Below are 13212 nucleotides of genomic sequence, written 5' to 3' on the forward strand. Positions count from 1 at the left end.
GCACACAGGGCGGCGCCGCTCCCCGGCCGCCTCTTCGAGCATCGCGGCACGACGGGCGCGGGCACGTGGAAACTCACGATCGGGTGAACGCCCTGAGGGGTGGTGCGGATCACCGTGCCGCGGTCCGGCATTCCCCTGCCGCCCCCGGCCCGCCGCGCGCTCCCGCCCGCGTGCCGCGTACGCCCGATTCCCGAGCGTCGCCCGTCCTTGCCCCGCGCGCCATGTGTACCCGCCTGCGCCCCCGTCTCCGTGTCCCGAGCGGTGGGTGAGCACCCTGTGGGGAAGTGGCGGGAGTACCGCGTGGTGCGCTTGACACGAAAATCGAACATCCATTCTTATGGAGGCTCCGGTGAGGCTCCCGGTGGGGACTCCAGCGGCAGTTCGACACGTTTTCGGTGGATAAGTCCCCGAGTTGTCCACAGGCCGAACCGGCGTCGGGGCGCATTGTCAGTGGCAGGCGTTAGCGTCTTTGACGTGAAGCGATCGACTCAAGCAAACCGGGTGGAACCCATGGCAGGAACCGACCGCGAGAAGGCGCTCGACGCCGCGCTCGCACAGATTGAACGGCAATTCGGCAAGGGCGCGGTCATGCGCATGGGTGACCGGACGAAGGAGCCCATCGAGGTCATCTCGACCGGGTCGACCGCGCTCGACGTCGCCCTGGGCGTCGGTGGTCTGCCGCGCGGCCGGGTCGTGGAGATCTACGGACCGGAGTCCTCCGGCAAGACGACCCTGACCCTGCACGCCGTGGCCAACGCGCAGAAGGCGGGCGGTCAGGTCGCGTTCGTGGACGCGGAGCACGCCCTCGACCCCGAGTACGCGCAGAAGCTCGGCGTCGACATCGACAACCTGATCCTCTCCCAGCCGGACAACGGCGAGCAGGCCCTGGAGATCGTGGACATGCTGGTCCGCTCCGGCGCCCTCGACCTCATCGTCATCGACTCCGTCGCCGCGCTCGTCCCGCGCGCGGAGATCGAGGGCGAGATGGGCGACAGCCACGTCGGTCTCCAGGCCCGCCTGATGAGCCAGGCGCTGCGGAAGATCACCAGTGCGCTCAACCAGTCCAAGACCACCGCGATCTTCATCAACCAGCTCCGCGAGAAGATCGGCGTGATGTTCGGCTCCCCGGAGACCACGACCGGTGGCCGCGCGCTGAAGTTCTACGCCTCGGTGCGACTCGACATCCGCCGCATCGAGACCCTGAAGGACGGCACCGAGGCGGTCGGCAACCGCACCCGGGTCAAGGTCGTCAAGAACAAGGTCGCGCCGCCCTTCAAGCAGGCCGAGTTCGACATCCTCTACGGCCACGGCATCAGCCGCGAGGGCGGCCTGATCGACATGGGCGTGGAGAACGGCTTCGTCCGCAAGGCCGGTGCCTGGTACACGTACGAGGGCGACCAGCTCGGCCAGGGCAAGGAGAACGCGCGCAACTTCCTCAAGGACAACCCCGACCTGGCCAACGAGATCGAGAAGAAGATCAAGGAGAAGCTGGGCGTCGGCGTCCGTCCGGAGCAGCCCGCAGCCGAGCCGGGCGCGGACGCGGCGGTCACCACCGCGGCCACGGACGACGCGGCGAAGACGGTGCCTGCCCCGGCCGCCGCCAAGGTCACCAAGCCCAAGGCCGCCACCGCCAAGAGCTGACACCGTGACACGACGAACCGACTGGGCCGACCACGAGTACACGTCCCCCGGTGCCCCACGGGGGAGGGGCACCGAGGGCGACCCGGGCTCCGCCGGGGACGGTGACGAGGCCTACGGCACGGGCGGTGGCAACTACGGGGGCGGCACAGGCGAGGGCGGCACGTACCGGGACGGCGGTTCGTACGACGACGGTTCGTACGACGGTCCGGCCGGTCCCCGCGGGCACGGGTCACCCGGCCGTGGCTCGCGGAAGCCCGGGACGCGCCGTCGGCGTGGCTTCGGGGAGCCGTCCGGTGAGGACGGGGGTTCCTCCTCCTTGTCGAGGGCCGAGCGGGGGGAACCTCCAGCGGACCCGGCTGAGCGGGCGCGGGCGATCTGTCTGCGCCTGCTCACCGGGACCCCGCGCACCCGGAAACAGCTCGCGGACGCCCTGCACAAGCGGGAGATCCCGGACCATGTCGCCGAGGAGGTGCTGTCGCGGTTCGAGGAGGTCGGGCTGATCAACGACAGCGCGTTCGCGGACGCCTGGGTGGAGTCCCGGCACCACGGCCGGGGACTGGCCCGGCGCGCACTCGTCCAGGAACTGCGCACCAAGGGCGTCGAGTCGGCGCTCATCGACGAGGCCGTCGCCCAGCTCGACTCCGAGCAGGAGGAGGACACGGCCCGCGAACTCGTCGCCCGCAAGCTCCGCTCCACCCGGGGCCTCGACCGCGACAAGCGCATCCGCCGTCTCGCCGGCATGCTCGCCCGCAAGGGGTACTCCGAGGGCATGGCCCTACGGGTCGTCCGGCGCGCCCTGGAGGAGGAGGGCGAGGACACGGAGTTCCTGGAGGACGGGGACTTCTGACGGGGCGGCGGCCTCGGAGGGGGTGGGGCAGTGGCGCGCCCGCCCACTCGTGCGGCGCGGGCGGCCCGGTCAACGCACTCCTGGTGCCGGCGAGGACCGCTTCGGCCCCGGACTCATGCTCCGGCCCCGGCACGGCGAGCTCCAGGACGGGGAGGCCAGCTCCAGCACGCCCACCGACCTCCACCCCAACTCGGTCATGGGACTGGGGGACCGCCCGCTGATGAAACGCCATGGCCCGCCCGGATCCCCGAACGGGCCCCCGTACCCTGCGGTGGGGATGCAGAGGGCGTCGGCCTCGGCGATCGGTTTGCCCAGGAGACCGACCAGTGCCGCCAGCATGCTCGCGTTCCTGACACCGGAGTCGGTAAGCAGAAGCTTCATGGTCACCCTTGCCGCGATTCGGATATGGCTTCGATGAGGGTCTACCGGGACAGCGGAGCCGGCACGCCTTTTGAAAGTCCCCGACCTTCGAAGGATTGGGTTCGCGTCCCCAGCGGTGGCTACGGCGTGCGCACTCTTAGCGTGCGCGCGCAGGCGGGTTCGTTCTGTTTGGGGTGGCGGTAGCTTCGCCCGGTCCCGCCACCCGCCGGGACCTCCGTACGTCGGCAACTCCCCTGATGCGCCGGTGAGTTCCTGCGCCCGAAAGGCGGCCCCGCCATGCCCGGAACTGCTCGCACCCGAAGCGCCCTGGCCGTGTTCGGTCTCGTGGCCGGGCTGGGGCTGGGCGGCTGTGGGTTCGGGTCGACCCCGGCGAGCGGCGACGACGGCCCGCTGGTGATCGGGTTCGTGAACGGAGGGTCCACCCAGTTCCACACCTGTCTGCAGCGGGCCGTGGTGCGGACGGCCAAGGACAACTTCGCCAAGATCATCACGGTCGACTCGCATCAGGACGCGGCACAGGAGCTGTCCAACATCGAGGACATGATCGCGCGCAGGGTGGGCGTGATCATCATCCAGACGGTGAGCACCGACGCCCTGGAGAAGGACATCGCGAAGGCCCGGAGCGCGCACATCCCCGTCTTCCTGACCTCGGTCGACGCCGATCCCTCCGACATCCTCGGGGCGGTCGTGGTGGACCTGAAGGAGGTGGGCGAACTGGACGCCGGGTGGGTCGCCGACGCCGCGGCCGGACGCCAGGTGCGGGTCGGGGTGGTCGCCGGGGCGCCCGGCGCCGCCTCCGACCTGCTCGTCGGCGGCTTCACCAAGGCGCTGCCGGCCAACGCGAAGGTGGTCGCCGACCGGCCGGGCATGTTCGACGCGGCCAAGGCGAGGAGCGTCGCCGCGGGCATGATCAAGGCCCATCCCGACCTGGACTACGCGTTCGTCGCCAACGAGGAGATGGCCTTCGGCGTGCGCAAGGCGTTCGACGCGGCCGGAGCCACGGGCGTGAGGATCGTCACCGTCAACGGCACGGACGAGGGGCTGGCGGCCCTCAAGGACGGGCGGTTCGCCGCGACGGTCTCCAACTCGGCCGCCGACATGGGTCAGTTGGCGGTGGAGAACACCATCGCCCTGCTGCGTGACGAGAAGGTTGACAAGATCGCCAAGGCGCGGATCAAGCTGGTCACCAAGGACGACGCGGACATCGCCCCGGTGTACTGCCCCGCGGACGACTAGGCCCGCGGACGGCGGGGCCTGCGGATGAGCGGGCTCGCGGATGACCGGGCCTGTCCGGCGGAGCAAGCCGGTGGGCGGCGGGCGGAGCCGGTGGGCGGCGAAACCGCCGGACAGGTGACAGACGGGGCCTTCGCCTCAGGGCGTGACCGGCAGGCCCGCCGCCTTCCACGCCTGGAAGCCGCCGACCAGGTCCGTCGCCCGGTGCAGGCCCAGCTGGTGCAGGGAGGCGGCGGCCAGGCTGGAGGCGTAGCCCTCGTTGCAGATCACGACGACCTGGAGGTCATGGCCGGTGGCCTCGGGGGTCTTGTGGCTGCCCTGGGGATCCAGACGCCACTCCAGTTCGTTGCGCTCTATGACGAGGGCACCGGGTATCACCCCGTCCCGCTCGCGCAGCGCCGCGTACCGGATGTCGACGAGCAGGGCCTCGTCGGCCTGCGCCGCGTCGTACGCCTCCTGCGCCTCGATGCGCCGGTAGCCCTCGCGCACCCGCTCCAGTAGCTCGTCGATGCCCACCGGGCGCGGCTCCACCGGTTCCGCGCCGCTCACTGCCAGTCCTCCGGGCGCTCGACCTGCTCCAGGCGCAGCACCTGCCCGGAGCGGCTGTAGCGGCGGATCCGCGGCAGCGGCGGGTAGTAGGCGTGGACGGAGACCGCGTGGTGCTCGGCGGACTCGTTGAGCACCTCGTGGACGTGGTCACGGCCGAAGGCACGGCCCTTTCCGCTGGGCAGCCGGCGCTCGCGGTCGACGCCCTCGGAGAGTTCCAGGGTCTTCCAGCCGTCGGTGGGCAGCCGGGTGGCCAGTGAGTACTCCTTCAGCTCGCCGGTGGCGGTGAGGAAGGCGCCGACCGACTCGGCGTGGTCGTGCCAGCCGGTGCCGGAGCCGGGCGGCCAGCCGATCAGCCAGGCCTCGCTGCCGGCGGGGCCGTCGAGCCGTACCCAGGTGCGGCCCTCGGGGTCGAGCGGGAGCGAGGCGATCAGCTCGGCGTCGGCGGCCGTACGCCGGACGAAGTCGAGGAGGTCCGCCTGGGTGGGCGTGGCGCCGGGCGCAGCGGCGGACGGGGAAACGGAGGACGAAGAGAGGGAGGCAGACACGTGCACCGATCCTGATGAGGGTTCGCAGAAGCGGGCGCAGACGGCGCCCGGAGAGAAGAGGAATGCGAAATCAGCAGGACGGAAGACACACGCAGCCCGCATAGCGGACCAGGTCCACATGGACCTTCCGCCACAGGCGCACAGTGGTGTCGTTCACGATGCGGAGTACACCACGCCGGTGCGGGCCGGTCAACTCACCGTCAGAATGTGGACAGCTCGGTCACCGCGCGGGGGAACCGGCCTCCGCCTCCGTCTCCGCCCTCTGCTCCGTCTGCTCGGTCGTCCCCTGGTCCTTGCCGCCCAGCGTCGCCTCGGCCGCCGCGTACAGATCGGCCGGGCGGACCCCGTTGAGAGCGGTGACCAGATGGCCGTCGGGGCGCACGAGCAGCACGGTGTGCGCCGGTGCGCCCGGGTAGGCCTCGGCGACCAGCAGCTCGGCGGGGTGCGGCAGCGCGGTCACGGCCGCCGCGAGCCGGGGCATGATCCCGGCGGAGACCCAGTGCTTGCGGTCCCATACGCCGGTACCGGGCGCGATGAGGACGACGAGCAGCGCGCAGCGGCCGAGCCGTGAGCGGAGCTGTACGAAGGTGCCGTCCTCCGCGGTGACCCGGACATCGGTGACCGGTGCGCCCGGCGGGGTGTCGACCGGGATCTCGTGCTCCAGGTGCCGGGGTGCGAGGGGCGAGTCGGCGTACGCCCCCGGCGCGCCGAGCGGGCCGCGCCCCAAGTGACCGTCCGTGAGGAGCGCGTCGTGCCCCCGGGACGCGCCGGGCACGAACCCGCGCAGCCCGCCACCGCTGCGCAGCACCGGCAGTACCTGGTCGGCGGCGCGCAGCCGGCCGGCGACCGCCGCGCGCCGCTCGGTCTGGTAGCTGTCAAGGAGCGCCTCGTGCGGGCCGTGGTGCCAGGCCGGGGCCAGCTTCCAGGCGAGGTTGTCGACGTCCCGCAGCCCCTCGTCGAGCCCGTGCGTCCCGAGCGCGCCGAGCAGGTGCGCCGCGTCCCCGGCGACGAACACCCGGCCCACCCGCCACCTGCGGGCGAGGCGGTGGTGCACGGTGTGGACTCCGGTGTCGAGCAGGTCGTACGGCGGGGTGGTGCCGTCCGTCCAGCCCGCGAGGGTCTCGCGGATCCGGGTCACGAGCAGCTCGGGCGTGACCAGGTCCTTGCCGGGCGGCAGCAGCCAGTCCAGGCGCCACACGCCGTCCGGGAGGGGGCGGGCGGTCACCTCCCCGGCCGAGGGCCCGGACATCCGCCACGGCGGTGTCCGATGGAGCAACGCCTGACCCGGCCACGGAAGTTCCGTGCGCAGCGCGGCGACCGCGTGCCGTTCCACCGCCGTACGGCCCGGGAAGCGGATGTCCAGGAGCTTGCGCACGGTCGAGCGGGGGCCGTCGCAGCCCACCAGGTAGCTGCCGCGCCACCAGGTGGCCTTCGGACCCCGGGTGTGCGCGGTGACTCCGGAGCGCTCCTGCTCGATGGTGTCCAGACGGCTGTCGGTGACGAGCCTGACCAGTGGTTCGTCGGCGATCGCGGCGCGCAGGGCGTTGGTCAGCACGTGCTGTGCGATGTGCAGCGGGGACGGCTCGCCGGCGTCGTCGAAGACGACCTCGCGCATCACCTGCCGGCGCCGCATCGACCGCCAGCCGGTCCAGCGGGCGCCCAGGTCGTCCAGCGGGGCCCCGGACAGGCGCGTCACCAGGGCGGCGGTGTCCTCACGGAGCACCACCGAGCGCGCGGGGCGCGGCTCGTCCTTGCCCGGACCCTCGTCCAGGACGACGGACGGCACCTCCTGGCGGGCCAGCGCCAGGGCGAGCGTGAGCCCGACGGGCCCCGCTCCGACGATGATCACCGGGTCCACGGCGCGGCGCCCCCTGCCCGTACGCAAGTCCCGGCGGAGATGGGTGAACAGGTGGGTGGAGCAGGGTGCACGATCACAGAACGTATGCAACAGACTGGGCGCCACCCGGTCAAGCGGCGCACCCGGGGACACGTCAGCATGGCGGGCGCGCGGAGCCCGTCAGGCCGCTGGAACGCGGCGGAGGCGGCGACCGTGCGGCCGCCGCCTCCGTACCCGGTGCGTGGGTTGACTCCGGGTCAGGCGGATGCTCCCGAGCCGTAGGCGCCGGCCACCTCGGCCGCGTTCAGGTCCTGGATGTCCTCGGCGCCGAGGACCGCGCCCGTGCCCCGCTTGCTGCGCCGCAGCCGGCGCTCCAGCCAGGAGGCGAACGTGGTGAGCGCGAGGTTCAGCAGGATGAAGACGACCGCGACGACGACGAAGCTGGGAATGACGTTGGCGTAGTTGGCGGCCAGCGTGCCGCGTGCCGTGAGCAGCTCCGTGAACTGCAGCATCACACCGCCCAGCGCGGTGTCCTTCACGACCACCACGAGCTGGCTGACGATGGCCGGCAGCATCACGGTGACCGCCTGCGGCAGCAGGATGCCGGTCATCGTCTGCCCCTTGCGCAGCCCGATGGCGTACGCCGCCTCCGTCTGCCCCTTGGGAAGCGAGAGGACACCGGCCCGTACGACCTCGGCGAGCACCGAGGCGTTGTAGAGCACCAGGCCGGTGACGACCGCGTACAGCGGCCGTTCGTCGCTGCCGACGTCGGTGGAACGGACGTAGAACTCCTGGGCGAACAGCATCAGCAGCAGGACCGGGATCGAGCGGAAGAACTCCACGACCCAGCCCGCCGAGATCCGCACCCAGGCGTGGTCGGACATGCGGGCTATGCCGAAGACCGCGCCCAGCGGAAGGGCGATCACCATGGCGAGCGCCGCGGCCTTGAGGGTGTTGCCGAGGCCCGGCAGCAGATACGTGGTCCACGCCTCGGAGGTGGTGAACGGCTGCCACAGGTCCCACTTCAGCTGGCCCTTGTCGTCCAGCTTCTGCCAGACCCACCAGACCAGCAGGGCGAGGAGCAGGAAGAAGACGACGGAGAGCAGCAGGTTGCGCCGCTTGGCGCGGGGCCCCGGGGTGTCGTACAGGACGGAGCTCATCGCTTCACCGCCAGGCGCTTGGCGAGCCAGCCCAGGAACAGGCCGGTCGGGAGGGTCAGGACCACGAAGCCGAAGGCGAAGACCGCGCCGATGGCCAGCGTCTGGGCCTCGTTCTCGATCATCGTCTTCATCAGGGCGGCGGCCTCGGCGACGCTGATCGCGGCCGCCACCGTGGTGTTCTTGGTCAGCGCGATCATGACGTTGGCCAGCGGGCCGATCACCGCGCGGAAGGCCTGCGGCAGCACGATCAGCCGCAGGGTCTGCGAGAAGTTCAGCCCGATCGCGCGGGCCGCCTCGGCCTGTCCGACGGGCACGGTGTTGATGCCCGAGCGGATCGCCTCGCAGACGAAGGCCGCGGTGTAGGCGCTCAGGCCGAGTATCGCGAGGCGGAAGCCCTGCACCTTGAAGTCGGAGGCGCCGAGTGTCACGCCGAAGATGTCGGCGAGGCCGAGCGAGGTGAAAATGATGATGACCGTCAGGGGGATGTTCCGGACGATGTTGACGTAGGCGGTGCCGAATCCGCGCATCAGCGGGACCGGACTGACCCGCATCGCGGCCAGCAGGGTGCCCCAGACCAGGGAGCCGACGGCGGAGAAGACGGTCAGTTTCACCGTCGTCCAGAACGCCCCTAGGACGTCGTAGCCTTGAAGAAAGTCGAACACGATTTCCCGCGCTTCCGGGTGTGTGGCGTACGTGAAGGGCATGGCGCGCCGCCGCCGGGGAAGCGGTGACGGGCGGCGCGCCCGAGGAACCGTGCGTGAACCTGCCGGATTCCTGCGTCGGCGGGATTCCGCGCCACGTGCGATACGCGCGGGTTCCGCCTTACCTGATGCCTTACTTGACGATCACGCCGATCTTCGGGGCAGGCTCGTTCTTGTAGCTCGCCGGGCCGAAGTTCTTGTCGACGGCCTTCTGCCAGGATCCGTCGCTGACCATCTTCTCCAGCGCCTTGTTGATCTTGTCGGCGGTCGTGGAGTCGCCCTTCTTGACGCCGATGCCGTAGTTCTCGTTGCTCAGCTTCAGGCCGGCGAGCTTGAACTGGCCCTTGTACTTGTCCTGTGCGGCGAAGCCCGCGAGGATCGAGTCGTCCGTGGTCACCGCGTCGACGGAGCCGCTCTGGAGGCCGGCGATGCACTCCGAGTAGGTGCTGACCTCCTTGAGGTTGGCCTTGGGGGCGATCGTCTGCTGGATGTTCTGCGCCGAGGTCGAACCCGTCACGGAACACAGCTTCTTGCCGTTGAGGTCCGCGCCCTTGGCGATGGTCGAGTCCTTCTTGACCAGCAGGTCCTGGTGGGCCAGCAGGTACGGGCCGGCGAAGTCGACCTTCGCCTTGCGCTCGTCGGTGATCGAGTAGGTGGCCGCGATGAACTTCACGTCGCCGCGCGCGAGGGCGTTCTCCCGGTCGGCGCTCTTGGTCTGCACGAACTCGATCTGGTTCGGCTTGTAACCGAGTTGCCCCGCCACATAGGTGGCCACGTCCACGTCGAAGCCCGAGAAGGAACCGTCGGGCTCCTGGAGGCCCAGACCGGGCTGGTCGTACTTGATGCCGACCTTGATCTTGCCGCCGCCCGAGGAACCGCTGTCGTCCTTGTCGCCGCTGCCGCACGCCGTGGCGGCCAGGGCGAGCGTGAGCACGGCGGCAGAGGCGGCGGTGACCTTGCGGAGCTGCATGATGAACATCCTTTGCTGGTGAAAGACGAGGTCCGTGCGGGACGGTTGACGCGACTCGGAGCGCCGTGCGGATCAGTGGTGCAGGATCTTCGACAGGAAGTCCTTGGCCCGGTCGCTGCTCGGGTTGCTGAAGAACTGTTCCGGCGTGGCCTGTTCGACGATCCGGCCGTCGGCCATGAAGACCACCCGGTTCGCGGCCGAGCGCGCGAAGCCCATCTCATGGGTGACGACGATCATCGTCATGCCGTCCCTGGCCAGCTGCTGCATGACCTCCAGGACCTCGTTGATCATCTCGGGGTCGAGGGCCGAGGTCGGCTCGTCGAAGAGCATGACCTTCGGGTCCATCGCCAGCGCCCGCGCGATGGCGACACGCTGCTGCTGGCCGCCGGAGAGCTGTGCGGGGTACTTGTCGGCCTGGCTGGCCACGCCGACCCGGTCGAGCAGGGTACGGGCCTTCTCCTCGGCCTGCTTCTTGTCCGCCTTGCGGACCTTGACCTGCCCGAGCATCACGTTCTCGAGCACCGTCTTGTGCGCGAAGAGGTTGAAGGACTGGAAGACCATGCCGACGTCGGCGCGCAGCCGGGCCAGCTCCTTGCCCTCCTGGGGCAGCGCCCGGCCGTCGATCGTGATCGTTCCGGAGTCGATGGTCTCCAGGCGGTTGATGGTGCGGCACAGAGTGGACTTGCCGGACCCGGAAGGTCCGATCACCACGACGACCTCGCCGCGGGCGATCGTCAGCTCGATGTCCTGGAGCACGTGCAACGCGCCGAAGTGCTTGTTCACGCTCTTCAGGGCGACCAGTTCGTCGATCGCGGCCAAGTCCTCCTTGGCCACCGATACTTCGGTCATCGCTTTCGGGCTCCGTCCTCCTCGGTTGCGGAGGAATGTAGTTTTCGCAGATGACCAGCGTCATCACATCTGAGGGAGATCTGAGCATCACGATCCGGTAGCAGCCGGACACATGTCGTAGCACCACCGGCTGTCCGGGTATCGGCCGGGTAACGGAACCCGCGCGTCGGGGGAACCCACTTGACGCCGTCGGCGTCCATCAGCGTGACTGCCCTGTGCACACGCGCGTGCGCGCGTTTTCTACAATGCGCGGGTTTTCCGCAGACAAGCCGACGACGAACCACGACCGTACGACCGCTGAACCGGAGGGGGCCGGAATGAGACTGCTGCTCGTCGAGGACGACAACCACGTCGCCGCCGCGCTCTCCGCGGTCCTGGCCCGGCACGGGTTCTCCGTCACCCACGCCCGCAGCGGCGAGGAGGCACTCCAGGCCCTCGTCCCCGACAGCGACGGCTATGACGTCGTCCTCCTCGACCTCGGCCTGCCCGACCAGGACGGCTACGAGGTCTGCGGCAAGATCCGCAAGCGCACCAGCACCCCGGTGATCATGGTGACGGCCCGCTCCGACGTCCGCTCCCGCATCCACGGCCTCAACCTCGGCGCCGACGACTACGTGGTGAAGCCGTACGACACCGGGGAACTGCTCGCCCGGATCCACGCCGTCAGCCGGCGCACCCACCACGAGGACGGCCCGGCCGGCGACAGCGCGCTGCGGCTCGGTCCCGTCCGCATCGAACTGCCCACCCGTCAGGTCAGCGTGGACGGCAAGGTCGTCCAGCTCACCCGCAAGGAGTTCGACCTGCTGGCGCTGCTCGCCCAGCGGCCCGGCGTGGTCTTCCGCCGCGAACAGATCATCAGCGAGGTCTGGCGCACCAGTTGGGAGGGGACCGGCCGCACCCTTGAGGTGCACGTCGCCTCCCTGCGCGCCAAACTGCGCTTGCCCGCGCTCATCGAGACCGTACGCGGCGTCGGCTACCGGCTCGTCGCCCCGGCCGCGTAGCGGGGACGGGTGCGCACACGTCTCCTTCCGCTGCTCATCGTCCTGATGGCGGCCGTGCTGCTCGCGCTCGGCGTTCCGCTCGCCGTCAGCACGGCCTACGCGCAGCAGCAGAAGGTCGTCGTCGACCGCATCGACGACACCGCGCGGTTCGCGGCCCTCGCCCAGTTCGTGACCGACACGCCCACCACCGCGCGCCCCACGCGCACGGACGACCGCCTGGAGACCCTGCGCCGCGAACTGGCCAGCTACTACGGCGTCTACGGCATCCGCGCGGGTGTCTTCTACCGGAACGCCTCCTCCATGGCCAACGCGCCCGACGACTGGGTGCTCCCGACGGCCGGCGAGGTCCGGGAGGCCTTCGACGAGGCCCTGCTCAGCCGCCGCAGCCACGACCCCGAGCAGGTGTGGCCCTGGCAGCGCAGCCGGCTGGTCGTGGCCTCGCCGGTGATCCGGGACGGTGACGTCGTCGCCGTGGTGGTCACCGACTCGCCCACCGGCCCGATGCGCTCCCGCACCCTGCGCCAGTGGCTGGTCATCGGCGCCGGCGAGTGCGCGGCGATGCTGCTCGCCGTCGGTGCGGCGCTCCGGCTGACCGGGTGGGTGCTCCGGCCGGTGCGGGTCCTCGACGCCACCACGCACGCGATCGCCAGCGGCCGGCTCAAGTCCCGGGTCGCGGCGGCCGGTGGTCCGCCGGAACTCAGGCGGCTCGCCCGGGCGTTCAACGAGATGGCGGACAACGTCGAGGACGTGCTGGAGCAGCAGCGGGCCTTCGTCGCCGACGCCTCCCACCAGTTGCGCAACCCCCTCTCCGCGCTGCTGCTGCGCATCGAACTGCTCGCCCTCGAACTCCCCGAGGACAACGAGGAGATCGCCTCGGTCCGCACCGAGGGCAAGCGGCTCGCGCAGGTCCTGGACGACCTTCTCGACCTGGCGCTGGCCGAGCACGCCGAGGCGGAGCTGATGCTGACCGACATCGGGCGGCTGGCCGAGGAGCGGATCGCCGCGTGGGCACCGGCCGCCGCGGCGAAGGGGGTCCGGCTGACGGGGGACTGCACGCCGACCACCGGATGGGCCGACCCGGTCACGCTGTCCAGCGCGCTGGACGCGGTGATCGACAACGCGGTCAAGTTCTCACCGGAGGGGGGCACGGTGACCGTGACCGTGACCGCCGCCGGTGACGTGTCGACGGTCGTGGTGACCGACACGGGGCCGGGGCTGACGGATGAGGAGCTCGCGCGCGTGGGGGACCGGTTCTGGCGGAGCGGGCGGCACCAGAACGTGAAGGGGTCGGGGCTGGGGCTGTCGATCACGCGGGCGTTGCTGGCGACGGGTGGGGGGTCGCTGTCGTACGAGCACGGTGAGCCGCGGGGGTTGCGGGTGACGGTTTCGGTGCCGCGGAGTGGGTGACGGAGGGGTGGGTGCGGTTGTGGGTCGGGTGCGGGCCGGTGGGGGCTTGTCGCGCAGTTCCCCGCGCCCCTGACGGGGCGCTGCAATCAGG

The 13212-nt window shown here is 70.7% G+C and carries 13 protein-coding genes; 5 read left to right on the top strand and 8 right to left on the bottom strand.

The window, feature by feature from the left end:
* Nucleotides 1-510: 510 nt before the first annotated feature.
* From recA to KVT45_RS33410, 3 genes are all read left to right on the top strand, one after another.
* Nucleotides 511-1641, top strand: a complete 1131-nt coding sequence (recA, locus tag KVT45_RS33400) for a recombinase RecA (protein ID WP_089104418.1) — start codon at nt 511-513, stop codon at nt 1639-1641.
* A 4-nt stretch (nt 1642-1645) separates the two neighbouring features.
* The gene (gene recX / locus KVT45_RS33405) at nt 1646-2488 is read left to right on the top strand and encodes a recombination regulator RecX (protein ID WP_217552895.1); all 843 of its coding nucleotides are present in this window, start codon (nt 1646-1648) and stop codon (nt 2486-2488) included.
* A gap of 657 nt (nt 2489-3145) precedes the next feature.
* Nucleotides 3146-4105 (top strand): sugar ABC transporter substrate-binding protein, encoded by a 960-nt coding sequence (locus KVT45_RS33410; RefSeq protein WP_217552896.1) that lies wholly within the window; start codon nt 3146-3148, stop codon nt 4103-4105.
* Nucleotides 4106-4240: 135 nt separating this feature from the next.
* Here KVT45_RS33410 and KVT45_RS33415 read toward each other — a convergent pair whose 3' ends face one another.
* The 8 genes from KVT45_RS33415 to KVT45_RS33445 form a co-directional block, all read right to left on the bottom strand.
* Nucleotides 4241-4651 (bottom strand): rhodanese-like domain-containing protein, encoded by a 411-nt coding sequence (locus KVT45_RS33415; protein ID WP_217552897.1) that lies wholly within the window; start codon nt 4649-4651, stop codon nt 4241-4243.
* The gene (locus KVT45_RS33420) at nt 4648-5196 is read right to left on the bottom strand and encodes a cysteine dioxygenase (protein ID WP_308310932.1); all 549 of its coding nucleotides are present in this window, start codon (nt 5194-5196) and stop codon (nt 4648-4650) included. Before KVT45_RS33420 ends, KVT45_RS33415 begins: the two co-directional genes overlap by 4 nt.
* A gap of 70 nt (nt 5197-5266) precedes the next feature.
* Entirely contained in the window at nt 5267-5353 is an 87-nt protein-coding gene (locus KVT45_RS58490; RefSeq protein ID WP_350779852.1) for a putative leader peptide, read from the bottom strand.
* Nucleotides 5354-5416: 63 nt separating this feature from the next.
* The gene (locus KVT45_RS33425) at nt 5417-7054 is read right to left on the bottom strand and encodes an FAD-dependent monooxygenase (RefSeq protein WP_217552899.1); all 1638 of its coding nucleotides are present in this window, start codon (nt 7052-7054) and stop codon (nt 5417-5419) included.
* Between the two features lie 236 nt (nt 7055-7290).
* Complete coding sequence (locus KVT45_RS33430) at nt 7291-8193, bottom strand: amino acid ABC transporter permease (RefSeq protein WP_217552900.1); 903 nt, start codon at nt 8191-8193, stop codon at nt 7291-7293.
* On the bottom strand, nt 8190-8855 hold the full coding sequence (locus KVT45_RS33435; RefSeq protein ID WP_217552994.1) for an amino acid ABC transporter permease: 666 nt from the start codon (nt 8853-8855) through the stop codon (nt 8190-8192). The genes KVT45_RS33430 and KVT45_RS33435 overlap by 4 nt, the downstream gene beginning before the upstream one ends.
* A gap of 172 nt (nt 8856-9027) precedes the next feature.
* Nucleotides 9028-9864, bottom strand: a complete 837-nt coding sequence (locus KVT45_RS33440; protein WP_217552901.1) for a glutamate ABC transporter substrate-binding protein — start codon at nt 9862-9864, stop codon at nt 9028-9030.
* A 72-nt stretch (nt 9865-9936) separates the two neighbouring features.
* Entirely contained in the window at nt 9937-10713 is a 777-nt protein-coding gene (locus tag KVT45_RS33445) for an amino acid ABC transporter ATP-binding protein (protein WP_217552902.1), read from the bottom strand.
* 317 nt (nt 10714-11030) lie between these two features.
* Here KVT45_RS33445 and KVT45_RS33450 point away from each other — a divergent pair, with 317 nt between their 5' ends.
* On the top strand, nt 11031-11714 hold the full coding sequence (locus KVT45_RS33450) for a response regulator transcription factor (RefSeq protein ID WP_217552903.1): 684 nt from the start codon (nt 11031-11033) through the stop codon (nt 11712-11714).
* A gap of 9 nt (nt 11715-11723) precedes the next feature.
* Nucleotides 11724-13121: a HAMP domain-containing sensor histidine kinase gene (locus KVT45_RS33455; protein ID WP_217552904.1), complete on the top strand. Its 1398-nt coding sequence runs from the start codon at nt 11724-11726 to the stop codon at nt 13119-13121.
* Nucleotides 13122-13212 lie beyond the last annotated feature (91 nt).

It is taken from the genome of Streptomyces sp. GbtcB6 (assembly GCF_019091475.1).
Taxonomy (GTDB): Bacteria; Actinomycetota; Actinomycetes; order Streptomycetales; family Streptomycetaceae; genus Streptomyces; species Streptomyces hyaluromycini.